29 protein-coding genes and 1 tRNA gene are annotated in these 24299 nt (G+C 66.1%); 22 read left to right on the top strand and 8 right to left on the bottom strand.

What is annotated here, in order from left to right:
- Positions 1 to 332 precede the first annotated feature (332 nt).
- A complete protein-coding gene (locus VEA80_RS08685; protein ID WP_325060322.1) occupies positions 333 to 860 on the top strand; it encodes a hypothetical protein in 528 nt (175 codons plus the stop codon).
- On the opposite strand, the gene VEA80_RS08680 is transcribed toward VEA80_RS08685, so the two are convergent.
- Complete coding sequence (locus VEA80_RS08680; RefSeq protein ID WP_325060321.1) at positions 857 to 1345, bottom strand: cupin domain-containing protein; 489 nt, start codon at positions 1343 to 1345, stop codon at positions 857 to 859. The two genes, VEA80_RS08685 and VEA80_RS08680, sit on opposite strands and share 4 nt — an antisense overlap.
- A gap of 63 nt (positions 1346 to 1408) precedes the next feature.
- Positions 1409 to 2152 carry an arginyltransferase gene (locus VEA80_RS08675; protein WP_325060320.1) on the bottom strand — a complete coding sequence of 248 codons (744 nt, stop codon included), beginning with the start codon at positions 2150 to 2152 and terminating at the stop codon, positions 1409 to 1411.
- A 220-nt stretch (positions 2153 to 2372) separates the two neighbouring features.
- Here VEA80_RS08675 and VEA80_RS08670 point away from each other — a divergent pair, with 220 nt between their 5' ends.
- Complete coding sequence (locus VEA80_RS08670) at positions 2373 to 2597, top strand: hypothetical protein (RefSeq protein ID WP_325060319.1); 225 nt, start codon at positions 2373 to 2375, stop codon at positions 2595 to 2597.
- Here VEA80_RS08670 and msrB read toward each other — a convergent pair.
- The 3 genes from msrB to VEA80_RS08655 are packed head-to-tail and all read right to left on the bottom strand — an operon-like array spanning position 2594 to position 4792.
- Positions 2594 to 3064 (bottom strand): peptide-methionine (R)-S-oxide reductase MsrB, encoded by a 471-nt coding sequence (gene msrB / locus VEA80_RS08665; protein WP_325060318.1) that lies wholly within the window; start codon positions 3062 to 3064, stop codon positions 2594 to 2596. The two genes, VEA80_RS08670 and msrB, sit on opposite strands and share 4 nt — an antisense overlap.
- Before the next feature lie 49 nt (positions 3065 to 3113).
- Entirely contained in the window at positions 3114 to 3521 is a 408-nt protein-coding gene (locus VEA80_RS08660) for a hypothetical protein (RefSeq protein WP_325060317.1), read from the bottom strand.
- Complete coding sequence (locus VEA80_RS08655; protein WP_325060316.1) at positions 3518 to 4792, bottom strand: AAA family ATPase; 1275 nt, start codon at positions 4790 to 4792, stop codon at positions 3518 to 3520. Before VEA80_RS08655 ends, VEA80_RS08660 begins: the two co-directional genes overlap by 4 nt.
- 86 nt (positions 4793 to 4878) lie before the next feature.
- On the opposite strand from VEA80_RS08655, the gene VEA80_RS08650 reads away from it, so the two are divergent.
- The 3 genes from VEA80_RS08650 to gshB all read left to right on the top strand — a co-directional run bounded on the left by VEA80_RS08650 (position 4879) and on the right by gshB (position 8772).
- Positions 4879 to 6243 carry an MgtC/SapB family protein gene (locus tag VEA80_RS08650; protein WP_325060315.1) on the top strand — a complete coding sequence of 455 codons (1365 nt, stop codon included), beginning with the start codon at positions 4879 to 4881 and terminating at the stop codon, positions 6241 to 6243.
- An 11-nt stretch (positions 6244 to 6254) separates the two neighbouring features.
- Positions 6255 to 7634: a class II 3-deoxy-7-phosphoheptulonate synthase gene (locus VEA80_RS08645; protein ID WP_325060314.1), complete on the top strand. Its 1380-nt coding sequence runs from the start codon at positions 6255 to 6257 to the stop codon at positions 7632 to 7634.
- Positions 7635 to 7827: 193 nt separating this feature from the next.
- On the top strand, positions 7828 to 8772 hold the full coding sequence (gshB, locus tag VEA80_RS08640) for a glutathione synthase (RefSeq protein WP_325060313.1): 945 nt from the start codon (positions 7828 to 7830) through the stop codon (positions 8770 to 8772).
- Here the strand turns inward: gshB and folE are convergent.
- On the bottom strand, positions 8769 to 9344 hold the full coding sequence (folE, locus tag VEA80_RS08635) for a GTP cyclohydrolase I FolE (protein WP_325060312.1): 576 nt from the start codon (positions 9342 to 9344) through the stop codon (positions 8769 to 8771). The genes gshB and folE overlap by 4 nt on opposite strands.
- Before the next feature lie 39 nt (positions 9345 to 9383).
- Positions 9384 to 10832, bottom strand: a complete 1449-nt coding sequence (locus tag VEA80_RS08630; RefSeq protein WP_325060311.1) for a DASS family sodium-coupled anion symporter — start codon at positions 10830 to 10832, stop codon at positions 9384 to 9386.
- 69 nt (positions 10833 to 10901) lie between these two features.
- Here VEA80_RS08630 and VEA80_RS08625 point away from each other — a divergent pair.
- From VEA80_RS08625 to VEA80_RS08605, 5 genes are all read left to right on the top strand, one after another.
- A tRNA-Leu gene (locus VEA80_RS08625) sits at positions 10902 to 10988 on the top strand.
- Between the two features lie 171 nt (positions 10989 to 11159).
- Complete coding sequence (locus VEA80_RS08620; RefSeq protein ID WP_325060310.1) at positions 11160 to 11816, top strand: exopolysaccharide biosynthesis protein; 657 nt, start codon at positions 11160 to 11162, stop codon at positions 11814 to 11816.
- Positions 11817 to 11881: 65 nt separating this feature from the next.
- Entirely contained in the window at positions 11882 to 12373 is a 492-nt protein-coding gene (locus VEA80_RS08615; RefSeq protein WP_325060309.1) for a disulfide bond formation protein B, read from the top strand.
- Complete coding sequence (locus VEA80_RS08610) at positions 12370 to 12927, top strand: demethoxyubiquinone hydroxylase family protein (RefSeq protein WP_325060308.1); 558 nt, start codon at positions 12370 to 12372, stop codon at positions 12925 to 12927. The genes VEA80_RS08615 and VEA80_RS08610 overlap by 4 nt, the downstream gene beginning before the upstream one ends.
- Entirely contained in the window at positions 12924 to 13538 is a 615-nt protein-coding gene (locus VEA80_RS08605) for a GNAT family N-acetyltransferase (RefSeq protein ID WP_325060307.1), read from the top strand. Before VEA80_RS08610 ends, VEA80_RS08605 begins: the two co-directional genes overlap by 4 nt.
- Here VEA80_RS08605 and VEA80_RS08600 read toward each other — a convergent pair.
- Positions 13535 to 14437 (bottom strand): methyltransferase domain-containing protein, encoded by a 903-nt coding sequence (locus tag VEA80_RS08600; RefSeq protein ID WP_325060306.1) that lies wholly within the window; start codon positions 14435 to 14437, stop codon positions 13535 to 13537. The two genes, VEA80_RS08605 and VEA80_RS08600, sit on opposite strands and share 4 nt — an antisense overlap.
- Between VEA80_RS08600 and VEA80_RS08595 the strand changes: the two genes are divergently transcribed.
- The 12 genes from VEA80_RS08595 (at position 14436) to VEA80_RS08540 (ending at position 24221) form a co-directional block, all read left to right on the top strand.
- On the top strand, positions 14436 to 15197 hold the full coding sequence (locus tag VEA80_RS08595) for a ComF family protein (RefSeq protein WP_325060305.1): 762 nt from the start codon (positions 14436 to 14438) through the stop codon (positions 15195 to 15197). The genes VEA80_RS08600 and VEA80_RS08595 overlap by 2 nt on opposite strands.
- Positions 15198 to 15209: 12 nt before the next feature.
- Positions 15210 to 15464, top strand: coding sequence for a glutaredoxin 3 (gene grxC / locus VEA80_RS08590; protein ID WP_325060304.1), 255 nt, complete (start codon positions 15210 to 15212; stop codon positions 15462 to 15464).
- Positions 15461 to 16291: a carbon-nitrogen hydrolase family protein gene (locus VEA80_RS08585; RefSeq protein WP_325060303.1), complete on the top strand. Its 831-nt coding sequence runs from the start codon at positions 15461 to 15463 to the stop codon at positions 16289 to 16291. Before grxC ends, VEA80_RS08585 begins: the two co-directional genes overlap by 4 nt.
- Positions 16288 to 16713, top strand: coding sequence for a DUF1178 family protein (locus VEA80_RS08580; RefSeq protein ID WP_325060302.1), 426 nt, complete (start codon positions 16288 to 16290; stop codon positions 16711 to 16713). The genes VEA80_RS08585 and VEA80_RS08580 overlap by 4 nt, the downstream gene beginning before the upstream one ends.
- 163 nt (positions 16714 to 16876) lie before the next feature.
- A complete protein-coding gene (gene rpsB / locus VEA80_RS08575) occupies positions 16877 to 17692 on the top strand; it encodes a 30S ribosomal protein S2 (protein WP_325060301.1) in 816 nt (271 codons plus the stop codon).
- A 29-nt stretch (positions 17693 to 17721) separates the two neighbouring features.
- Entirely contained in the window at positions 17722 to 18660 is a 939-nt protein-coding gene (gene tsf / locus VEA80_RS08570; RefSeq protein WP_325060300.1) for a translation elongation factor Ts, read from the top strand.
- Between the two features lie 113 nt (positions 18661 to 18773).
- Entirely contained in the window at positions 18774 to 19514 is a 741-nt protein-coding gene (gene pyrH, locus VEA80_RS08565; protein WP_325060299.1) for a UMP kinase, read from the top strand.
- Positions 19515 to 19525: 11 nt separating this feature from the next.
- Positions 19526 to 20092 (top strand): ribosome recycling factor, encoded by a 567-nt coding sequence (gene frr / locus VEA80_RS08560; RefSeq protein WP_325060298.1) that lies wholly within the window; start codon positions 19526 to 19528, stop codon positions 20090 to 20092.
- 88 nt (positions 20093 to 20180) lie between these two features.
- Positions 20181 to 20924, top strand: a complete 744-nt coding sequence (locus tag VEA80_RS08555; protein ID WP_325060297.1) for an isoprenyl transferase — start codon at positions 20181 to 20183, stop codon at positions 20922 to 20924.
- Positions 20878 to 21771, top strand: coding sequence for a phosphatidate cytidylyltransferase (locus VEA80_RS08550; RefSeq protein WP_325060326.1), 894 nt, complete (start codon positions 20878 to 20880; stop codon positions 21769 to 21771). Before VEA80_RS08555 ends, VEA80_RS08550 begins: the two co-directional genes overlap by 47 nt.
- The gene (dxr, locus tag VEA80_RS08545; protein WP_325060296.1) at positions 21768 to 22958 is read left to right on the top strand and encodes a 1-deoxy-D-xylulose-5-phosphate reductoisomerase; all 1191 of its coding nucleotides are present in this window, start codon (positions 21768 to 21770) and stop codon (positions 22956 to 22958) included. Before VEA80_RS08550 ends, dxr begins: the two co-directional genes overlap by 4 nt.
- A 51-nt stretch (positions 22959 to 23009) precedes the next feature.
- On the top strand, positions 23010 to 24221 hold the full coding sequence (locus VEA80_RS08540; RefSeq protein WP_325060295.1) for an RIP metalloprotease: 1212 nt from the start codon (positions 23010 to 23012) through the stop codon (positions 24219 to 24221).
- The last annotated feature ends 78 nt before the right edge of the window (positions 24222 to 24299 follow it).

Genomic DNA, 24299 nt, shown 5'->3' with positions numbered 1-24299 from the left:
CTCCATGCTGGTGAGCCACAAACTCCTGGTCGCCAATCCGGGACAAACGGCCGATCCGGGGCGCGTTCGACGCGCAGCGTTGTCTGGCGACAGATGACGCACTCTAGGCACTACCCCAGCGCGTCCGACGCGCCCCGCCTCCCAGCTGGGTGGTCGGGATTCGGGTTTCGGGAATCTGGAAAAACAGCGGCTTCGAGATGATGCGTGCTGTCCGCATCCGCGCATCCCGATTCCTGAGCCCCGAAAACCGAGTCCGGAGTCCGCGACGAGCCGCGCCGCTTCTGCGATAGGGCGCGTCGCGCATGCGGCTTCGCAAGCGTACATAGAGGTCCATGCGCGCAGCGTTCGCCGCCCTCTCTTTGCTCACGCTCGCGGCCTGCGGCGAGGCGCCTGCGCCCGAGGCGAACGCCACCGAGCCCGCGCTGCTGACCGGCCAGTTCAACGCCGCCTCGAACACCGCCCGCGCCATCACCGGCGACGCCAGCATCGAACGGGGCGGGGTGCTGTTCGCCTCCGGCGTCGTGCTGTTCACCCGCACGCTCGAGCCGCGCCGCGGCGAGGATGTGATCTCGCGCGACGGCGACAGCTACGCCGCGGCGGCGCTCGGCCCGGGCGATCTCACCATCGAACTGCGCCGCGTCACCGAACAGACCGTGCCGGCCGGCCGCACCGGCCTCTGCGGCGCGGAGGAGGTCGAATACGTCGCGCTCGCCTACGAAGCCCGCGCCCGCAAGGTGACGCTGCTCGCGTTCACCGGCGCCGAGGCGCCCGGCCCGCAAGCGACCGAGAGCCGCCTCTGCGCCACCTTCGCCTTCGCCGCGCCCGAAGGCGCCAGAACGCGCGAAGGCGTCGTGCTCTAGTCCGGTTTGCCGAACGGCTTGATCGGCTCGCCCAGCTCGTAGAACTCGGCGCCCTTGTCGGTCTGCATGATGAGGTAGCGCTTGTCGTGCGCAGGGTAGGCGACGACGTCGATCGGCTTGTCTTCGCCGCCCATAAGATAGACGCACTCCTCGTCGAAGATGTTGCGCAAGAGGTGCGGCACGGCGGGCGTCGCAAAGCCCATGAAGTCGCCAGCGCCGACTTCATGCGACTTGCCGTCGATCTCCGCGACGGCGCGGCCGGAGAGGATGTAGATCCATTCCTCCTCGAGCATGTGCGCGTGATAGGCGAAGCTGTCTTTGCCCGGCGGCAGCTTGACCAGGCTCACATGCGCGCGGCTCATGCCGGCCAGACGCGAAAGCCCCGCGGCGCGGAAGAGGGAATTGGGATTGAGCTTCTGCGTGAACGGCCGCATCGCCGGCGCGATCTCGCCGGCGCGCCACAGCTCTTTCTTCGACTCGGACATCGGATCACCTCGCGCGGAAAACTTATCCTACAGCGCGCGAGCTGTGCGATACTGATTGGGCGATCAGAACTGAACCGGCTCGTAGGGGCGCCACTCCCCCCCCAAGAGCAGTTCGAGCGGACGGAAGGAGGCCTTGTAGTCCATCTTCTCCGAACCCGGAATCCAATAGCCCAGGTAGAGATGGGCGAAGCCCGCGGCGCGCGCCTGCTGGATGTGATCGAGGATGGTGTAGACGCCGAGGCTGCGCCGCGTCTCGTCGGGATCGAAGTAGGAATAGACCATGGAGAGCCCGTCGCCGAGCGCGTCGATCAACGCGGCGCCCGCAAGCTTGCCGCGCTTGGGGCCGTCGCTGAATCGATATTCGACGATGTGCGTGTGAACCGCCGTCTCTTCGACCATCGAGACGTAATCGCCGAACGTCATGTCGGCCATGCCGCCTTCGGCGTGGCGCGAATTGAGATAGCGGCGCAGCAGCTTGAACTGCTCATCGCTGGCGCGCGCGGGGCGGAGCGCGCGGGTGAGATCGGCGTTGCGCGTCAGGATCTTGCGCCAGCGCCGGTTGAACTCGAACCGCTCCACCGGCACGCGCGCCGAGATGCAGGCGTCGCAGCCGTCGCACGAAGGCCGGTAAGCGATGTTCTGCGAACGGCGGAACCCGGCATTGGTCAGCGCATCGTGCAGCGGGCCGGCGTCGAAGCCGTCGAGAGCGGTAAACACCTTCCGCTCCCGCTTGCCCGGCAAGTAGGGGCACGGCGACGGCGCGGTCAAAAAGAACCGGAGGTTCTTGGTTGGAAACGGCTTTGTCACGCGGGTCTCATGGTCGACGAACCCTCTGTGGCGTCAAGACGGCGCGCGCATTGCGCGCTGTTAGACTTAACAAACGCTTTCATGTTCCCGGCGCGATCTAAAAATGTCGCCAGAGATTGCAATTTGCTCTCCAGCTTGGGGAAAAAGCTGCTACTCTGCTTCCTGCATACGCCGTTCGGACAGGGGGAGCTGTTCGGCCCGAAACAAGGGAGAGCGCTCCATGGCGCAACCTGTGACGGCCATCCTCTCTCGCCAGGGCGAGCTGGCCGCCAAAGCGTGGCAAGTCACGCGCGACACCAACGAAGCCAACCTGCTGGTCGGCAAAGTGATGTCGCGCGCACTGAACAAGTTCACCGACGGCGCCGCCGATGCCGACGTCGCGCACGAAATGGGTCGCGACCTCGACCGGCTCCTAGCGAAGTTTCCGCTACCCGCGCACCACTAAGCGGCAAACAGCTCGCCGCGCGCCAGCGGATCCGGCAAGGGCTCGCCCTCCGGCACGAATTGCAGCGACACCGAATTGATGCAGTAGCGGATGCCGGTCGGCCGGGGGCCATCCGGAAAAACATGGCCTTGATGGCTGTCGCACCGCGCACAGCGCGTCTCGATCCGACGCATGCCGTGGGAATTGTCCTCGATGCCGATCACGTGCTTCGGGTCGATCGGTTCATAGAAGCTCGGCCAGCCGGTGCCGCTTTCGAACTTCGTCTCCTGCCGGAACAGCGGCAAGCCGCACAGCCGGCAGCAATAGACGCCCGGCTTCTTCTGATCGAGCAGCCCGCCGCAGAACGGCGCCTCGGTGCCGTGATGCAGCAGCACCCGCCGCTCTTCGTCGCTGAGACTCGCCTCGAGCCTCTTGCGCTCGTCGCTGCTGGGCGGGGTGAGATCGAAGCCGGACGGGGATGTGGTCATGAACGAATCCTGGGTGGTCAGCCTGGGTTCGTCCAGGGGCGGGACGGCGTTACACCACCGTCTCTCGATCGCCGTACAGCTTGGCGAGGTGCGTCATCAGGCTCTCGGCCCCGGCGCGAATCTGCTGGTCGGAGAATTTGGTGCGGAGCTGGCGCGCGGCGTCGGCGAGGCCCTTCGGTTGATAGCTCAGCTTGCGCCGATGCTTCTTGGCGATGTGCTCGATCAGCAGATCGGCCTTCTCCCGCGCCGGACCCATTATCGGTTTCAGCGTCTGTTCCAGCTCCCGCACCAGCGGATCGCTCTTGCGCCGCTTCGCCGTCAGCTTCTTCGCCGGCGCCGCCGCCGCTAGCAGCGCGCGATCGTCGGTCCGGCGGATCAGCGCGAACAGCGCCTTCAACTCGGCGCGCGAACGGTTGCGGGCGAGGGCGCGCAGCGCGTTGGATTGCTCGGGCTTCATTGGCCGGACCTACGCAGGATCGCCGCCGCAGCGCGCGTCAGCGCCTCCTTCGCTGGGCGCCCGCCCACGCGCATCATCGCCGTCACATTGATCGGATTGGCCGCCAACCTGTCGCTCGGCGCCGATTTCAGCACCGCGGTATAGGGCACCTCGTCCGGCAACAGCGCTCCGCTGAAGAACGGCGCGCCGCTGATTTCGTTGCGCGTCAGCGTGTCTGCGTCGCCTGTCTCGCCGGATCGCGTGCGGTCGTTCACGCCGTTCAGGAGCACCGAGAACTCGGCCGGCCGCAAGGCTCTTCCCCTGACTTCACGCACGACGTGCTCCAGCATGTTCAGCCCGGTGAGGGAGTACTTCTCGGGCCGCACCGGCGCGACGATGTGGTCCGCCGTCGTGATCGCGAGCCGCGTCAAGAAAGTCGCGCACGGGTTGGAGTCTATGATCACAGCGTCGGAGCGCGCCCGCAGGGCCGTGATCAGCGCGCGGAAGCGGGTGAACGCCTCGGCTTTGTCGCGATCCGATCGCGTGTCGAGCGTGAACTCGAACAGTCGCTCGTCGCCGGCGATCAATTCGAAGTTCGGCTGCTTGCCGCCGCGGCGGGCGCGGTTCAGCGGAATGGCGACCGCCCCGATATCGCTCAGCGGCACGCTGGCTTCGCCGCGCGGATTCAGGATGCCGTAGATCGAATGATTGCGGTCGCGAATGCGGTTGCGCTCGCCGGGCGAGAGAAAATACTGCGTGAGATTGTGCTGCGGATCGAGGTCGATGAAGCTGATCGAGCGCTTGTCCGCAAGATGCGCGGCCGCGAACAGGTTGGCTGCGAGCACCGTCTTGCCGACACCGCCTTTGATGTTGAGCATGGCGATGACACGGCCGCGGCCGTTGGCGGCGCGGGCGCGCTCGGCGATCTGCGCCAGCGCTTCCGAACGCGCCCCGCGCCGCAGATCGATCATGGCGCTGGTGTCGAGCGTCGCATGGATCCAGGAGTCCGGCGGCAGTTCGTCCGCTTGGACGACGATGACCGGCCGGCCGTTGTTGAGGGCCGCCGCGACTTCGCGCTGCAGCCATGAGCTCTCCTGCGCCGCCCGCGAGGCGATCACCACGACCACGCTGGACTCGCCCACCGTCTGCACCAGGGCGGCCGGCTTCTCCTGCGCCCGCAGCTCCGAGCCCGAGACGGTCACGCTCCAGCCGTGCCGCTCCAGTTCGGCGCCGACGCTGCGCGCCGCCTCCTCGTCGGCCGCTTCGAAGGCGAGATACGCCGTGATCGCCATGGACTCTTCTCACCCTTCAGCGGCGAACCCTAGTCGGGCGTATTACGCCTTGGCAATGCTCGCGCCTCGCCTCAAAGGGGCGGACCATGGCCGCTCGTGCGGCCGCTCAGCACCATAAAGCCGCCATGCCGGACCTTGTCCTGATTGACATCTTCCAACGCCTCGCCATGGCGCTCGGAATCGGCTTCCTGATCGGGGTCGAGCGCGGATGGCAGCATCGTGAGGCGCCCGAAGGCTCGCGCGCCGCCGGTTTGCGCACGCACGCCGTCATCGGCCTGCTCGGCGGTGTTTCCGGCGCAATGCTGCCGGTGATCGGCCAGATCGGCTTCGCCGCCTTCGCACTGGCGTTCGCCGGCGCCTTCCTCACGTTCAAGGTCCGCGAAAGCCTGAAAGACCAAGACGTTTCCGTCACGGGCACAATCGCTGGGCTGCTGGTCTACGCGCTCGGCGCTTACGCCATGTGGGGCGATCTCCGCGTCGCCGCTGCGGTCGGCGTCGCGTTGGCGGGCCTGCTCGCGTTCAAGGAAGCGCTGCATGGCTGGTTGGAGGCCGTCACCTGGAAAGAGCTGCGGTCGGCGCTCCTCATTCTGGCCGCGACCGCGATCGCGCTGCCGCTGCTGCCGGATCGCACGATCGATCCCTGGGGCGCGATCAATCCGCGCGAGCTTTGGCTGCTGACCATCCTCGTCGCCGGGGCATCGTTCGCCGGCTATGTCGCTGTGCGCGTTCTGGGCCCCGATGTCGGCGTGTTGGCGGGCGCGGCGGCGGGGGCGCTGGTTTCCTCCACAGTGGTCACTGCAGAGCTTGGCCGACAGGTCCGTAAAGGCGAGACGCACGCCATGGTCGGCGGCGCGGCGGCGGCGATCGCAGCGGCGATCAGCGTCGGGCGCGTCATCGTGCTGCTGGCGATCACGAGCGCCGTGGTGCTGCCGGAGGCTGGACCGGCGTTCGCTGCGACTGTTCTCGTGTTCGTGGCCGCCGCCTTCGTCATGCGCGCGCGCGACAAGCAGACCGACGTCGCCGACGGCCGCGGCAATCTGCGCAGCCCGCTCGACCTCATTTCTGTCGGCCAGTTCGCGCTGATACTCGGCGCCATCATCATCATCGGCCGCGTGATCGCCGACGCCTACGGCCAAGCCGGCCTGCTGCCGTTCGCCGCCACGGCGGGCTTGGCCGATGTGGACGCCGTAACGCTGGCAGCCTCAAGCCTCGTGCGCGGCGGGCTTGACCCGGCCGTCGGCGCGCACGCGGTCATGCTGGCGGTGCTCATGAACACCATCGCGAAGGGCGTCATTGCGTTCCTGACCGGCGGCTGGAAGTACGCCGGGCTCTATTTCGCCTCGGCAGGCGCGGCCGCGCTCGCAGGCGCGGCGGTATGGGTCTGGGCGACGCCTTGGCTGGCGCCATTGTTTAGCCAGGGGGCCTCGCTTGCGCCCCTTTTCTTCGGCTAAGCTGTTCGCAGATGCGAGAGAAATGGACCCCCGCCGGCTGGCGCGCGAAGCCCGCCAAGCACATCCCGACGGATTACCCCGATCCGGACGCCTTGGCGCGCGTCGAGCGGCAGTTGCGCTCCTACCCGCCGCTCGTTTTCGCGGGTGAGGCGCGCAATCTGAAGGCGTCGCTGGCGGAGGTTGCGGCCGGGAAAGCTTTCCTGCTGCAGGGCGGCGATTGCGCCGAGAGCTTCAAGGAATTCCACCCAGATAACATCCGCGATACCTTTCGCACGCTGATGGCAATGAGCGTCGTGTTGACGTTCGCCGCTTCGCGCCCGGTAGTTAAGCTGGGCCGCATCGCCGGCCAGTTCGGCAAGCCGCGGTCGGAGCAGACCGAGACGAAGGATGGCGTCACGCTGCCGTCCTATCGCGGCGACAACATCAACGGCATGGAGTTCACGCCGGAGTCGCGCACGCCCGACCCCGAGCGGCTGATCAGAGCGTATTCGCAATCGGCGGCGACCTTGAATCTGATCCGCGCGTTCGCGAATGGCGGCTACGCCGATCTGCACAACGTGCACCGTTGGATGGTCGGCTTTGTCGCCGACAGCCCGCAAGGCAAACGCTATCGCGAGATCGCCGACCGCATCTCCGAAGCGATCGACTTCATGGAGGCGTGCGGCATCACGCCGGATAGCGTGCCGCAGATGAAGCAGGTGGACGTCTATACGAGCCACGAAGCTTTACTGCTCGGCTACGAAGAGGCGATGACGCGGATCGATTCCACGACCGGCGATTGGTACGACACCAGCGCGCATTTCGTTTGGATTGGCGACCGCACCCGCCAACCCGACGGCGCGCACGTCGAATTCGCGCGCGGCATCAAGAACCCGATCGGCATGAAGTGCGGGCCGACGCTCGATCCGGACGAATTGCTGCGCCTGATCGACATCCTGAACCCGCAAAACGAACCCGGCCGGTTCACGCTGATTGCGCGCTTCGGCGCCGATAAGGTTGAAGCAGGACTGCCCAAGTTGGCGCGCGCGGTGACGCGCGAAGGGCGCGCCGTGGTGTGGTCGTGCGATCCGATGCACGGCAACACGTTGAAGACGGACAGCGGATTCAAGACACGCCCCTTCGACCGCATTCTGGCCGAGGTGCGCGCGTTCACCGATATTCTGCCGTCGGAAGGCGCCTATCCCGGCGGCGTGCATGTCGAGATGACGGGCCAGCAGGTCACCGAATGCCTCGGCGGCGCGGCGGCGCTCAAAGAGGAAGACCTCTCCAGCCGCTATCACACCCACTGCGACCCACGTCTCAACGGCCAACAAGCGCTCGATTTGGCGTTCCTGATCGCCGAACAGCTCCGCGGCGCGCGCGTCGGCGGAAAAGCGGCGCGGGCGGGATAATGCGCCCATTAGGACGTCGCTCATTCGCGGTTTGGAGTATTGCCGCGGCGGGCTTCGTAGTGACTGCTTTTCTTGCATCCTTTGGAAGAACGCCCATTTGAGTGCCGTGGATTTTCTGGGTAATCGGGGCAGTCCCCATCTTGCGCGCATACGTCAGCGATCCCTCGTCTCGGTACTCAAATCGAGGTAACGAATGAAATCCCTCCGCATCGCCGTCCAGATGGACCCGATCGAGACGATGATCGTGAACCACGATACGTCGCTCATGCTGATGGTCGAAGCGCAGGCGCGCGGGCATGAGATTTGGTGGTGGTCGCCGAACGATCTTTTCTACGATACGGGCGATGTCAAAGCGCGCGCGCGACGCGTGTCGGTAAGCTTCGAGGAAGCGAAGCACTATGAGACGCACGAAGAGGCGGTGCGCGCGGTCGATGAGTTCGATGTCGTGCTGGTGCGGCAGGATCCGCCTTTCGACATGGGCTATATCAGCAACACCTATTTGCTGGAGCTCGCCACGAAGGCGCTGGTGATCAATCCGCCGCGCGGCATCCGCAACATTTCCGAGAAGACTTCGATCCTGCAGTTTCCGGAGTTGACGCCGACGACATGGGTCGGCCGCGATCTGGTGGCGCTCGAAGCGTTCGCCAGGCGCTTCGACCAGGTCGTGCTGAAGATCCTCTTCATGATGGGCGGCGAGGGCGTGATCAAACTCTCCGCCAGCGACCCGGAATTTCAGAAGAAGGCGCGCGCGTTTCTCTCGGCGGCCGGGCGCGAACCGATCCTGGCGCAGGAGTTTCTGCCGGCCGTGTCGGGCGGCGACAAACGCGTGTTCGTGCTCAACGGCGAGCCGTTCGCAGCGTTGAAGCGCTTGCCCAAGGAAGGCGATTTCCGCGCCAATCTCGCCGTCGGCGGTCAAGCCGCCGCGGGCGAACTGGATGACGCCGACCGTGAAATCGCCGCAACGGTCGCGCCGCTGCTCAAGCGCGAAGGCATCGTCTTCGCCGGCCTCGACGTCATCGCCGGCAAGCTGATCGAGATCAACGTGACCTCGCCGACGCTGGCGCAGGAATTGAAGCGCCTCTCGGGGCTCGATCTGCCGAAGGCGTTCTGGGATCGGGTTGAGCAGATCGCGGCCTAGTCGCCGCGCGCCAAACGCAAGAACTCCTCCCGCGTCCGCGGATCGTCGCGCACGACGCCCATCAGCCGCGACGTCACCAGGTTCGAGCCTGGCGTGTTGACGCCGCGCATGGTCATGCACGAGTGCTCGCTTTCGATCATGACGCCGACGCCCTGCGGCTGCAGGATGTCCTGGATCGCTTCGGCGATCTCCGCCGTCAGCTTCTCTTGAATCTGCAGCCGCCGCGCGAACGCGTTGACGACGCGCGCGAGCTTGGAGATGCCGACGACGCGATCGTTGGGCAGATATCCGACATGCGCCTTTCCCAAGAAGGGGAGCATGTGATGCTCGCAGAAGCTGATAACTCGGATGTCGCGCAGCACGATCAGTTCGTCATAGCCGCCGACTTCCTCGAACGTACGTTCGAGATAGGCGCGCGGATCTTCCTCATAGCCGGCGAACAGCTCGCGATAGGCGCGCGCCACGCGCGCCGGCGTCTCAATCAGGCCTTCGCGATCGGGATCGTCGCCGGCCCATTCAATCAGGACGCGGACTGCGGCTTCGGCGTCAGCTTGGGTGCGTTTCGTCGCCATGGCGGCATATCTAGCGCAGCGGCGACGTGCGGCTACCCGCTACGCGGCGGCGAAGGCGATGATCAGGACGATGGCGGCCACGTTGAGCCCGAAACCGACGCTGAGCATCCGCTTCAGCGTCAGCAGCCCGGACGAGTAGGCGATCGCGTTCGGGGCGGTCGCCACCGGCAGCATGAAGGCGAAGCTCGCGGCGATCGCCACCGGAAACGCCAGCTGCTGCAGCGGCGTGTCGGTCGCCGACGCCACGGCGGCGACGACGGGCAGCATGCTGGTCAACGTCGCGACATTGCTCGCCAGCTCGGAGACGAGGATGGTCGCCACCACGAGCACGGCGACGAGACCTAGGGCGGAGACGCCGTCGAGATCGGCAATGAAGCCGCCGATCCAAGCGGCGAGACCGGTGCTCTCCATCGCCGCCGCCAGCGACAAGCCGCCGCCGAACAGGACTGCGATCCCCCAGGGAATGCGCTCGGCGGTCTTCCAGTCGATCAGCTTCTCGCGGCCGGGCCGGCCCGAGGGAATGAAGAACAAGGAGAGCGCGCCGATGACGGCGATGCCCGTGTCGGTGAGCGCGGAGAGCCCGGGCAGCTTCACCAACTCGGTCCGCATCATCCAGGCGAGCGCGACCAGTGCGAAAACGGCGCCGATGCGGACTTCCGGTTGGCTCATCGACCCGAGCTTCGCCAGCGCTTCGCGCACCACAGCGCCGATCGCGTCGAAACGCGCATGCGCCTTGCGGCCGAACAGGGGCCAGCACAGCAGCAGCCACGCCAAAGGCAGCATCAACAGCATGATGGGAATGGCGCGCGTCATCCACTCGATGAACGCCATCGGCTCGCCGGCGCGTTCGAAGAAGGCGATGGCGATGAGGTTGGTTGGCGAGCCGACGGGCGTGCCCACGCCAGCGATGGTCGCGGCATGTGCAACGCCCAGCGTCAACGCGCCGCCGAGCGCGAGGTCGGGTTTGCCGTCGACCGAAAGCGCCCGCGCTGCGCCGATTGCGATCGGCGCCAGCATCAAAGTCGTCGCGGTGTTCGAGATCCACATCGAGATCAGCGCCGCAGCGATCATGAAGCCGCCGACCAAAGCGACAGGGCGGCCGCCCGCGACGGAGGCGATCGAGAGAGCGATGCGTTCGTGGAGACGCCAGCGCTCGACGCAGGCGGCGAGGATGAAGCCGCCGATGAACAGGAAAACGATTGGATCAGCATAAGGCGCGGCCGCCTCACCGATACTGGCGGCGCCGATCAGCGGCAGGACGGCAAGCGGCAGAAGCGCGGTCGCCGAAATAGGGATCGCCTCGGTGACCCAGAACGTCACCATGAGCGCCGCAAGCGAAACCACGCGCCAGGCCTCGACCGAAAGGCCATCGGGCGGCGGCAAAATCTGCAGTCCGAGCGCCAGCGCCGGTCCCAGAATTAGCCCGACCAAGCGGCCCAGAGGGCCGAACCCGGTCTCCTCGCCGGCGGTCGCCGCGCCGTCGGTCATGCGCTTCCCCCCGTTACCGGATTTGACACCGGCTTTCCGGCCTCATACCTGACGGCCTCGCCTTTGGAAGCCCCAGTGGCGGAATCGGTAGACGCAGCAGACTCAAAATCTGCCGCAGGCAACTGCGTGCCCGTTCGAGTCGGGCCTGGGGCACCATCCTTCGCTTGCAATGGCGAGAGAAGAACATCCGCCTCGGTTTGGCGTAGGAAGGCTGCGTATGCCGTCCGCGAGGTTCGGATGGCTTCGCCTTCCCACTCACTTGCCTCCTGACGCCATCCGCGAACCGTGCTAGCGGGCGGCGCCCAGAACAGCGCCGCAAAGGTCCGCATGTCCGCCGATACTGTCCGCGACGATCTCAGCCGCAGTTTCATCGGCGTTCTGCAACGGATCGACTCCGCCGCTGGCGCCGACGGCCTGAGCATCGGCGGGATCGCCGATCAGCTGGACGAACGCGCGTTCGGCCTGTTGATCTTGCTGCTGACGCTGCCGTGCCTCGTGCCGGGTCTGCCAGGCGCGCAGATCATCGCCATCGGCATCTTCTTGCTGGCGGCGCAGGTCCTGATCGGCCGCTCCGAACCGTGGCTGCCGGGCTGGTTTATGCGCATGCGGGTGAAAAAGAGCTGGATCAGCACGATCGCCGGCTTCGCCGACAAGCGGCTGCGGTGGACCGAACGTTTCGCACGGCCGCGGTGGCGCTTCTTTGCGGCGGGCTTCGGCGAGAAGATTGCCGCGCTGATCATGGCGCTGGCGGCGATCACGGTGATGCTGCCGATCACCAACACGGTGCCTTCGGTGGCGCTGACCTTGATGTCGATCGGGCTAATTCAGCGGGATGGGGTGTTCACGGTGCTGGGCAGCCTCGTCGCGCTCGGTTGGCTGACGCTGCTTGGCGTCCTCATCACCGGGCTTGTTGTCGGGGCCGGTTTCGCCGTCGATCTGCTCTCCCAACACGCGCCCTGGCTGGCGGACCTGTTCGGCCGCTGAGCGTGCGGCGGGGCGCCGCGCCGGCGCCCGTGTATGCTCGTCGGAGCTTGGCTTAGGATGCCTCCATGAGTTCGATTTCGCGGCTGCGCCCGATCTGGCCCCTGCTGATGGCGCTTGCGTCCGGGGGGATGCTAGCGGCGGCGCATGCATTCCAGCGCCTCGGGGGCCTGGCCCCGTGCCCGCTCTGCCTCGATCAGCGCAACTGGCATTGGGCCGTGGTGGGCGTCGGGCTTGTCGGGTTCATCGCCAACCGGATCAGCCCGCGCGTTGCGCGCATCTCGGCGCTGGTCGTCGGCCTCGTCCTGCTCGGCAGCGCGGCGCAGGCGATGTACCATGTGGCGGTCGAACAGCATTGGGTAGTCGCCTATTGCGACGCGCGGATCGACATGAACGACATCCGCCCAATGGATTTCGAGGGCGCGGTCACGGCGCCTGCCTGCGACGAGATCGCCTGGCAGATGTTCGGCATATCGATGGCGGGTTACAACGCCATCACCTCGCTGTTGCTGGCGCTCGCCAGCTTGGCCGTCGCTTTGTCTCCGGAGCGCAAGTCATGAGATCATCGCCGCCGATGCCGGGCGAGGGCGCGCGCGAACGCCGCTTGGCCGAAATGATCCGCGTAGACCACGCCGGCGAGTACGGCGCAGTGCAGATCTATCGTGGCCAACGCGCCGTATTCGGACGCAGCGAAAGCAAATCGCACGCGGCCCGCATCATCGCCGACATGGAATCCGGCGAGCAGGAGCACCTGCAAACCTTCGACCGACTGATCGCCGAACGCGGCGTGCGGCCCACTATCATGGCGCCGCTCTGGCGGGTCGCCGGCTTCGGCCTCGGGGCCGTGACCGCGCTGATGGGAGAGAAGGCGGCGCACGCCTGCACCGAGGCGGTCGAGGATGTAATCGAGGAGCATTACGCGCGCCAAAGCGCGGCCCTTGACGGCGTCGACGATGAACTCAAGGACGTGGTCGATCGCTTCCGCGAAGACGAGATGGGCCACCGCAACACGGCGGTCGAGCAGGGCGCGCGCGATGCGCCGGGCTATCCGGTGCTCAGCGCGGTGATCAAACTGGGTTGCCGCGCCGCCATCCGCATCTCCGAGAAGATATGAGCGCGCCGCCTGTGCGGCCGGCGCATGCGGACGAGACCGACGCCATCGCCGCGGTTCTCAGCGATGCTTTCGTGGATGAAGACGGGCTGAACTATTGGCTGCGGCAGGGGCGCGCCAAAGAGCGCGCGCGCCGCCGCTTTTTCGACGCCGCTGTACGTGACGCCATTCATCCGCAGCGGCAGCTCTGGCTTGCAGACGGCGAGGGCGCGCCGCTGGGCGCAGCGATCTGGCTCGCGCCGGGGAAGAAAGCGTTCGATCATACGGCGCTACAGCAGGTGATGATGCTGCCGCTGCTGATCGAGATCGCGGGCTTTGCCGGCATGGAGCGCGGCCGCGCGCTCGGCGGCAAGCTCGCGAGATATCATCCGCGCGAACCGCACGCGCATCTGGTTTTCCTCGGCGTTGCGCCGCATGCGCAGGGTCGCGGCGTCGGTTCCGCGATGTTGAAGGCGACGCTCGCGCCCTGCGACGCGCAAGGCGTCACAGCTTATCTGGAGACGTCTACGCAGCGCAATGTTGACCTCTATGCCCGTCATGGTTTCGAAGTCACCGGCGAGTTCGACCTGCCGGGTTTGCACTTCTGGACGATGACACGGCGCCCTCGGGCCTAGGGCTTGCCCGCCTTCTCACCGGCGGATCGTTCTTCCGCGCCCAGCGCATCGGCGAGCCGCATCCTCGCGCTGCCCGGCTTCAGCGGCTGCTGTTGGCTCTCGTGCGGCGCCCAGCCCGTGGCGGTGACGATCTCGAATGTCGCGCGCACGCGCCCCTCGGCGTCGGCGTAACGCTCGCGATAAATCTCGAACGCGCGCGCAAGTATGCGCCGGCTCAGCCCATGGGGGCTTCGTTGACGCAGGGCCGCCGTTTCACCCATGGCGCGCAAATCCGCCAGCAGCCGCATCGGCTCGCCATAGCGCACAGTGACGAAGTCGCGATCCGCCGCCGGCAGTGCAAACCCTGTGCGTTGGAGCAGCCCGGCGACGTCCTGCAGCGATGCAAACGGCGCCACGCGCGGCCCCGCGCCGCCGAGCAGCGCCGATTCCGCTTCGATCAGAGCGATACGCAGCTCCGTCAGCGTGTCGCCGCCAAACATCGAGGCCAGCAGCAGTCCGTCGGGCTTCAGCGCTTGGCGCAGCTGGATGAACGCTCCCGGCAAGTCGTTCACCCAATGCAGCGCAAGTGGCGAGACGATCAGATCGAAGGTCTGCGGCGCGAATGGCAGACACTCGGGATCGAGTTCGACTGCGCCGCCGGCGACATCAGCTTCGATCACCGCGCCGATCCGGCCCGCCAGCTCCGGCCGCTTTCGCAGTTCTTCGGTGAAGAGCCCGCCGCCGCCCAGCGCCAGCGCGCGTTCGAAGCGGCGCGGGATCGCCTCCAACCGGTCCGCCAAGTCGGCCGCCACCCGCGCGTGCAGGAACGCGGCTTCGGCGAAGCCTCGACGCGCGCGCCGCTTGCGCTGGCGCACGAGCCGTGGCTCGAATGGAAAGCAGGGTTCAGGCGGGGCGGCCATGACGCAATCCTATCGCGCAAGCGGGGCGTTCAGGAAACGCGGCGTCATCTCGCGGCTCTCGGACCTGATCTGGCCGCCGCGGTCGCTGCTCTCGGAGGAGATCGTCGACCGCCCTGGCGTGATCGAGCCTGCTCTGTGGGGCGAGCTGAAGTTCCTGAGCGAGCCTATGTGCGCGTGTTGCGGCTTTCCCCTGCCGGACCATGCCGGCCCGGGCGACCTCTGCGGCGCATGCGCGGCTCACAAGCCTGCCTACGACAGCGCTCGCGCGGCGCTCACCTATGACGATCACGCCCGCCGGCTGGTGCTCGACTTGAAACGGGGCGGCCGGCGGGACGGCCTGCCGGTGTTCGCCCGCTGGATGGCGGCCGCCGCGGGTGAGACCGTCGGCCGCGCCGACTTCATCGCCCCTGCGCCGATGCATTGGACGCGTCTCGCCCTCCGCAGTTTCAATCAGGCTGCCTGGCTGGCGCAGGCGCTCTCGCGCGCCAGCGGCAAGCCGTGGAAGCCGGGCGCGCTCACGCGCATCAAACGGCGCAAAAGCCAAGCTGGCCTTTCGGCTTCGGAACGGCGCCGAAACGTGGGCGGCGCCATCAAGGCGTCCGGTGCGTTCAAAGGCAAAACGGTCTTGGTGGTCGATGATGTTTTCACCACCGGCGCCACTTTGGAGGCGTGCGCTCGCGCGCTGCGCAAAGCCGGAGCCGCAGAAGTGCATGCAGTGACATTGGCGCGCGTTGTGCGGCCGACTGATATCCTTATCTGAGGATTGAGTCGGATGAAGTCGGTCACGGTCTATACGCGCGCGTTCTGCCCCTACTGCACGCGGGCGCTGGCCCTGCTCGAACGCAAGGGCGCCCGGGTCACGGAAATCGACGCCAGCGACCCGGACAAGCGTCAGGAGATGATCCAGCGCTCCGGGCGGTGGACGTTTCCGCAGATATTCGTCGGCGACACGCACGTCGGCGGGTGCGATGACTTGCACGCGCTGGAACAACGTGGCGCATTGGATCCGTTGTTGGCGGGATCATGACACGGAAGTTGCGGGTAGCGGCGGTTCAATTGCGTTCGGGGCTGGAGCCCGCGGCGAACCGCGCCCAAGCCATGCCGTTGCTGCGGGAGGCCGCGACCGCCGGGGCGCGCTTCATCGCCACACCTGAGAATACGCTTCGCCTCGATCGCGACCGGCAGCGCATGCTTGCCTCAGTCGGGCCCGAAGAGGGCGATCCTGAGCTAAAGGCCTGGGCGCGCACCGCGCAGGAGCTTGGCGTTTGGCTGCTGCTCGGCTCAGGCGCGATTGCCGCAGGCGCCGGCAAGGTGTTCAACCGCTCGTTCCTGTTCAATCCGGACGGCAGGGTCGCGGCGCGCTACGACAAGATCAATCTGTTCGATGTGACGCTGGGCGGCGGCGAGAATTACCGCGAGAGCGACACGGTCGAAGGCGGCTCCAAAGCGGTGCTCGTCGAAGGGCCCATGGGCGCGAAGATTGGTCTCACCATCTGCTACGACGTGCGCTTCGCGCCGCTCTATGCGGCGCTCGCCCGCGCCGGCGCGGACATCATCGCCGTGCCCGCCGCCTTCACCGTGCCGACGGGCGAGGCGCATTGGGAAACGCTGCTGCGGGCCAGGGCGATCGAAACCGCGGCGTTCGTGATCGCGCCTGCGCAAGGCGGTCGGCATGAAGACGGCCGCGCCACCTGGGGCCATTCGATGATCATCGATCCCTGGGGCAAAGTGCTGGCCAAGCTCGATCACGACGAGCCTGGCGTTATCGTCGCCGATCTTGATCTCGACCAGGTCGCCGCCGCACGCGCGAAGATTCCGGCGTGGCAAGGCGGCAGGGACTTCGCCGGCCCATGATCCGCTACGATCTCAGATGCGAGAACGGCGACGAGTTCGAAGCGTGGTTCGGCTCGATCGCCGACTACGACAAGCAGGCCGAGGCGGGCTTGGTCGAGTGCCCGCATTGCGGCTCCAAGCATGTCGCTAAGGCGCCTATGGCGCCGGCAGTTGTCACCGGCCGGAAAAAGGACGCCCGCAACGAGCGGGCTGTGGCCATGGCGATGGCGGCCAAGGTGCGCGAGCACATCAAAGAGAATTTCGATTATGTCGGCGACAAGTTCGCTGACGAGGCGCGCAAGATGCACGCGGGCGAGGCCGAGGAACGGGCGATCTGGGGCGAAGCCACGCCTGAGCAGGCGGAGCAGCTTGCGGAGGAGGGAATTCCCGCCGCGCCTTTACCGTCAGCGCTAGCGCCGACCCCGCCGAAAAAGCTTAACTGACCTGCCGCCGGGTTCCCTTGCGCCTGCAAGGGCAAGCCTCTATATCCGCCCCTCACTTCGCACGCGGGAGCGGCGGAGCGGTCTGAAAGCGGCCGTTTCCTCCATCCGGTCCTTGGGAACCAAGGTCTCTTCCGCGGCGGCAAACCGGAAAAGGAACGATACGATGGCGCTGCCTGAATTTTCTATGCGTCAGCTGTTGGAAGCTGGCGCGCACTTCGGACACCAGACCCACCGCTGGAACCCGAAGATGGACCGCTACATTTTCGGCGAGAAGTCCAATATCCACATTCTGGATCTTTCGCAGACGGTGCCGCTTTTGCACCAAGCGCTGCTGAAGGTTCGTGAAGTCGCCGCCAATGGCGGCCGCGTGCTCTTCGTCGGCACCAAGCGCCAGGCTGCGGACCACATCAAAGCCGCCGCGCAGCGCTCGGCGCAGTATTACATCAACCAGCGCTGGTTGGGCGGCACGCTCACCAACTGGCAAACCGTGTCGAAATCGATCGCGCGTCTGCGCGAGTTGGAAGCGACGCTCGCGGGCGGCGCCGTTGGCCTCACCAAGCGCGAAGCGCTGAATCTCGAGCGCGAGCGCGACAAGCTCGATCGTTCGCTCGGCGGCATCGCCGCGATGGGCGGCGTGCCGGACCTGATGTTCGTGATCGACACCAACAAGGAAGCGATTGCGATCCAGGAGGCGAGGAAGCTCGGCATTCCGGTCGTCGCCGTCGTCGACTCGAACTGCGATCCGGATGAAGTCACGTATCCGATCCCGGGCAATGACGACGCGGCGCGCGCGATCCAGCTCTACTGCGATCTGATCGCGGACGCAGTGCTCGACGGCCTCACCGAGAGCCAAGTGCGCGGCGGCGTCGATATCGGCGCCTCGTCGCGTCCGCCGGTCGAGCCGGCCGTGCGCGAACGTCCGCGCGACACCACCCCCGTCGAAAGCCCCATCGATGGGCCGACCGGCGCGAACTACTGACGCTAAGAAACACACGTAGGAGTACAGAAATGGCGGAAATCACCGCTGCGCTGGTCAAGGACCTGCGCGAAAAGACCGGCGTCGGCATGATGGATTGCAAGAAGGCGCTGGCCGAAACCAACGGCGACCTCGAGGCGGCGGTCGATTGGCTGCGCGCGAAAGGTCTGTCGAAGGCGGCGAAGAAGGCGGATCGCGCCGCCGCGGAAGGCATTGTCGCAATGGCGGTCCAGGGCAACGAAGGCGCGGTGATCGAGCTCAACTCGGAAACCGACTTTGTCGCCCGCAACGCCGACTTCCAGAAGGCGGCGGACGCGTTCGCGAAGATCGCCCTGAAGGCCAACGATCACCAGGCGCTGCTCGATGCCCAGCACGCCGGGCAGAAGGTCTCCGAAGCGGTCACGCAACTGATCGCGACGATCGGCGAGAACATCACGTTGCGCCGTTCGGCGAAGCTCAAGGTCGATAACGGCGTGATCGGCTCGTACGTCCACGCCAAGGTGGACGGCTCCGAAACGCTCGGTCGCATCGCCGTGCTGGTGGCGCTCGAGTCGACCGGCGATAAGGCCGCGCTCGAGAGCCTCGGCAAGAAGATCGCCATGCACATCGCCTCGGCCAATCCGCTGGCGCTTAGCGAAAGCGAAATCCCGGCCGATCGCGTCGAGCGCGAGAAGACCGTGATCGCCGAGCAGATCAAGGAAGACCCGAAGGCCCAAGGCAAGCCGCAGCAAGTGCTGGACAAGATGCTGGAAGGCCGGATGCGGAAGTTCTTCGAAGAGTCCGTGCTGACCAAGCAGGCCTTCGTGCTGAACCCGGATCAAAGTGTCGAAGCGGCGATCGCGGAGGCCGCCAAGGCGGCCGGCGCGCCGATCACGGTAAAGGGCTTCGTCCGCTTCGCCGTCGGCGAGGGTGTGGAAAAGAAGGTGGATGACTTCGCGGCCGAAGTGGCGGCGATGCAGAAGCCGAACTGATCCTGCCTTTAAACGAAATGAAGGGGCGCGGGCCGCAAAGCTCGCGCCCCTTTTGCATTTTCGGGCGCTGATTGGCTGACTTGCCGCCCGGCCCTGGTCTATAGAGTCGCCCCATGAGCCTTGCCGAGCGATCCGACACTGCCCCGCGCGCCTACAAGCGCGTCCTGCTGAAGATTTCCGGCGAGGCGCTGATGGGCGAGGGGCAGTACGGTATCGACACCAATGTCTGCGGCCGCATCGCGCAAGAGGTGCTCGATGCGGCCAAGAACGGGGCGGAAATCTGCCTTGTCATCGGCGGCGGAAACATCTTCCGCGGCGTCCAGGGCGCCGCCAAGGGGATGGAACGCGCAAGCGCCGACTACATGGGCATGCTGGCGACCGTCATGAACGCGCTCGCCATGCAGAACGCGATCGAAGGTCTGGGCGGCGAGGCGCGTGTGCTCTCCGCCATCCCGATGGTGACGGTGTGCGAGCCCTACATCCGGCGCCGCGCCCTCAGGCACATGGAGAAGGGCCGCATCGTCATCTTCGCGGCCGGCACGGGCAACCCGTTCTTCACCACCGACACGGCGGCCGCCCTCCGCGCGGCCGAAATGGGCTGCGATGCGCTGCTCAAGGGCACGCAGGTCGACGGCGTCTACACCGCCGATCCGAAGAAGGATCCGGCCGCGACCCGTTATGATACACTCAGCTATCACGAAGTGTTGGCGCGCGATCTGAAAGTCATGGACGCTTCCGCCATCTCGCTGATGCGCGACAACGGCATCCCCATCGTCGTCTTCTCAATTCACAAGCGCGGCGGCCTCGCTGATGTGCTGGCCGGCCGCGGCGTCTGCACCACCATCACCGACTAGGGACAAACACCATGGCCGCACCCGCGCCCTTCAAGATCGACGAGTACAAGAAGCGCATGGACGGCGCACTTGCCGCTCTGCAGCACGAGTTCGGCGGCCTGCGCACCGGCCGCGCCTCGCCGCAGCTGCTGGATCCGATAACTGTCGAAGCTTACGGCGCGGTCTCGCCGCTCACGTCGGTGGCCAGCGTCAGCGTGCCCGAACCGCGCATGATCTCGGTCAACGTTTGGGACAAGGCTGTGGTGTCCGCAGTGGACAAGGCGATCCGCGGCGCCAATCTCGGGCTCAATCCGATCGTCGACGGCCAGACGCTGCGCATTCCGATCCCGCCGCTCACGGGCGAACGCCGGCAAGAGCTGGCGAAGGTCGCGGGCAAATATGCCGAGCAGCAGCGCGTCGCCGTACGCAACATCCGCCGCGATGCGATGGATCATCTGAAGAAGCTCGAGAAGGATCACGCCATCAGCGAGGACGAACACAAGAAGCTCGGCGCTGAAGTGCAGAAGGCGACCGACGATCACATTAAGAAGATCGACGATCTGCTCCGGCACAAGGAAGAGGAGATCACGCAGGTTTAGGTGCTGGGTTTTAGGTGTTAGGTTCTAGGGACGCGCGCGTCCGGGGCCAGGCTCCTAAAACCTAACACCTAAAACCTAGCACCTAAAAATGGCGCAGCCCTCTCCCACCGCAGTACCGGCCGACACGCCGCGCCACATCGCCATCATCATGGACGGCAACGGCCGCTGGGCGAAACAGCGCCACCGGCCGCGCACGTTCGGCCATAGCGAGGGCGTCGAAGCATTGCGTCGCACGGTCGAGGCCGCCGGCGAATTGGGCGTTCGCTATCTCACGGTGTTTGGATTCTCGACCGAGAACTGGCGCCGGCCGATGGAAGAGATCAACGCCCTGTTCGATCTGCTTCGGCTCTATGTCGCGCGCGATCTGGATCGGCTGGTGAAGGAAGGCGTGCGCGTGCACGTCATCGGTTCGCGCGAGGGGCTGCAGGCGGACATCGCGCGCATCATCGAAGAAGCGGAAGCGAAGACGAGGCACAACGACGCGCAACACCTCATCATCGCTTTCAACTATGGCGGTCAGGACGAAATCGCCCGCGCCGCCCGCCGCATCGCGGAGGATGTCTCCGCCGGCAAGCTCGCGCCGCAGGACGTGAGTGTCGACCGCTTCGAAAGCTACCTCGACACGGCCGGTCTGCCGGCGCCGGATCTCCTGATCCGCACCTCGGGCGAACTGCGCCTCTCCAACTTCATGCTTTGGCAAGCGGCCTACGCCGAACTGGTCTTCGTCGACGTGCTCTGGCCCGACTTCGACAAGGCCGCGCTGCAAGCGGCGATCGGCGCGTACCATCGCCGCGAGCGGCGTTTCGGAGGAAGCGACGCTGAGCAGCCCTGAACCGGCCCAAGCTCTTCGTGAGCGGAGCGACTGGTCCGATCTGGGCGCTCGTATCGCGTCCGGTGTTGTGCTTGCGAGCGCAGCGCTGGCGGCGGCCTATCTGGGCGGACCTTGGCTGGCCGCAGCTTGCGGCGCAGCGGTCGTGGCGATGAGCTACGAGTGGGCGCGCATGAGCGAACCGAACGCGATCATGCCGGCGTTCGTGTTTTCGCTCGCCGGCTCGCTCGGGGCGGTGATGTTCTCGAGCTGGCAGCAGCTTACGTATGCGTTCGGCTGGCTGGTGCTGTGCGCGCTGGCCTCGGCGCTGCGCCGGCGCACCCTCACCGGCGCGATCGAAACCGCTGGCGGCGCCGTTTACATCGGGTTCCCAGCCGCCTTGTTCCTCTGGTTGCGCGATCGCGGCCCGGAGGGGCTCGAGACCATCCTCGCGCTGTTTGCGATCATTTGGGCCTCGGACATTTTCGCCTACTTCGGCGGCAAGATGATGGGGGGACCGAAGATCGCGGCGGGACTATCGCCGAATAAGACTTGGTCGGGCATCGTCACCGGCACCACCGCCGGTGCGCTTGCCGGATTCGGCTGCGGCTATCTGTTTCACGTCGGCGCCGAGTTCCGCGTGGCATGGTTGCTCATTGGCGCGTTGATCGCTTTTACGGGACTCATGGGCGACTTGTTTGAATCCTTCCTCAAGCGCCGGTTCGGCGTGAAGGACGCGAGCCGCCTGATTCCGGGTCATGGCGGCGTGCTCGACCGCATCGACAGCCTTATGGCGGCGACGCTGCTCGTCGGCGCCGCGCTTGCCTTCGGCCCGGATGCGACCGCGCTCTTTTTTGGGGCCGGGCTGTGAGCCCGCGGTCGATCTCGATCCTCGGCGTCACTGGGTCCATCGGCCAATCGACGCTTGACGTGATTGAAGAACTGCGTGGGCAAGGCGCTGAACTCGACATCGAAGCCGTCACGGCAGGGGGCAACCTCGAACTGCTCGCCGCAACTTGCCGTCGGCTCCGGCCGAAATTCGCGGCGGTCGCCGAGCCGGGCCAGCTGGGGGCCGCGCGAGAGGCGCTGGCCGGCCTCGGGGTCGAGGTAGGGGCAGGACCGTCGGCACTGGAAGAGGCTGGCGCCCGGCCGGCCGGTTGGGTCATGTCCGCCATCGTCGGTGCGGCCGGCCTGCAGCCGACCATGGCCGCCGTCCGCCGCGGCGCGACTGTGGCGCTCGCCAACAAGGAATGTCTGGTCTGCGCTGGACCGCTCTTCATCGAGGCGGCCAAACGGCACGGCGCGCGCCTGCTGCCGGTTGACTCCGAGCACAACGCGATCTTCCAGGTGCTGACCCACCCCGATCGGGTGGAGAAGCTAACCCTCACAGCGTCTGGCGGTCCCTTCCGCACCTCCAGTCGCGAAGCCATGGCCGCGGCCACGCCCGACCAAGCCTGCGCGCATCCGCGCTGGAGCATGGGTCGCAAGATTTCGGTCGACAGCGCCACCCTGATGAACAAGGGCCTGGAACTAATCGAGGCATCATATTTATTTGGTTTTCCATCAAAAAAGATCGAAATCCTAGTGCATCCCGAAAGCGTGGTGCACAGTTTCGTCCACTACCTGGACGGCTCCGTGCTCGGGCAGTTGGGTTCGCCGGACATGCGCATTCCGATCGGCTATGCGCTCACCTGGCCTGATCGCGCTCATCTTTCGACCGCACGCCTGGATCTCGCCAAGGTCGGGGCGCTGACGTTTGAGGCGCCGGATACCGGCAAATTTCCGGCCCTATTGCTGGCCCGGGCGGCGCTCGACACGGGCGCGGCCGCCACGACTGCGCTTTCGGCGGCCAACGAGGTTGCGGTCGAGGCCTTCCTGGGGGGGCGAATCGGCTTTCTCGACATCTGCCGCATAGTCGAAGAATCGATGTCAGTGCTGGAGGGGAGCGGAGCAGCTTCTATCGCAAAATCGCCCACTTCATTCGATGAGGTGGCGGTGGTGGATCAGGCCGCGCGCGGCGCGGCGCGACGGATTGCGGGAAGTCTGGCGGCAGCCTAAGGCTGACGGGCGCTCCAAACACCAGAACAGGCGCGGGAAGGAAGCGTTCGAATGCCGGATGTGCTGCAGGGCATACAGAATTTACTGATATACGCCGGCTCGTTCGTGGTCGTGCTCAGCGTCGTCGTGTTCGTGCACGAGTTCGGCCACTTCCAGGTCGCCCGCTGGCGCGGGGTGGCGATCGACACCTTCTCGATCGGCTTCGGCAAGACGCTGCTCGGCTGGCGCGACAAGCACGGCGTGCAGTGGAAGATCGGGGCATTGCCGCTCGGCGGCTATGTGAAGTTCGCCGACGACGCGGACGCCATGTCGACCGCGCCGCGCGAGAAGATCCAGGATCCGGCTGAACTCGCAGAGGCGCGCAAGAAGGGGCTCTTCCACGCCCAGCCATTGTCGACGCGTTCCATGGTGGTAGCGGCGGGGCCGCTGACCAACTTCGTTTTTGCCGTCTTCGCTTTTGCAGTCGTGGCGCTGATCATGGGCCGCGATGTAACGCCGATGGATCAAATTCCGGCGCGGATCGCGACGGTGACTGAGGGCAGCGCCGCGGATCGCGCCGGCTTGCGGCCCTACGATATTGTGCAGGTCGCGAACGGTGAGAGCATCGCGAATTTCAGCGAACTGCAGAGCCTGGTCCTGGCATCGCCGGATCGCCCGCTGGTTCTCCAAGTGCAGCGCGGCGATCAACTGATCACGCTCAACGCCACGCCGACACCCTCGACCGGCGAAGCGGGCGCTCCGCCGGCCGGCCAAGGCATGCTGGGCGTTCGTCCGCTGATCTTGCAATCCGAGCGCGTGATCGAGCGCATCGGCCTCCTCGAGTCGCTCGGCGTCGGCGCTCAGAGCACCTGGGGCATCTTGGACCAAACGCTCGGCTATCTGGGCGCCGTGTTCTCTGGTCGCGAGTCGGGCAACCAGATCGCCGGTCCTTTGGGCATCATCAGCGTATCAGGTCAGGTGGCTACGTCGGCGTTGACGGTTGACGGCGGCGGCTGGCTCGATCGATTGGGTGTGCTCGCGCTGTCGCTGCTGAGCCTTGCGGCTGTGCTTTCCGTGGCCGTTGGGTTCGTCAATCTCCTGCCGATTCCGATCCTCGATGGCGGCCACTTGCTCTTCTACGGCATCGAGGCGGTGCGCGGCGGGCGGCCGCTGCCGCCCTCGGCTCAGGAGTGGGCCTATCGGGCTGGATTCGCCGTCATGGCGAGTCTGTTTCTATTCGCAACCTGGAACGACATTACGAGGCTCTTTCCGGGTGCGCAGTAACGGCGCCGCGTCCTTGTGTTTCGCCACGGGATGGGCTCTTAAAAACACGGCGCAGGGGAGCGCCGAAGCGTCGAGGGC

The sequence above is a fragment of the Vitreimonas sp. genome, from assembly GCF_035627415.1.
In the GTDB taxonomy this organism is placed as follows: domain Bacteria; phylum Pseudomonadota; class Alphaproteobacteria; order Caulobacterales; family Aquidulcibacteraceae; genus Vitreimonas.
The sequence above is the reverse complement of the archived record's forward strand: the minus strand, read 5'-3'. Positions and strand labels throughout refer to the sequence as shown.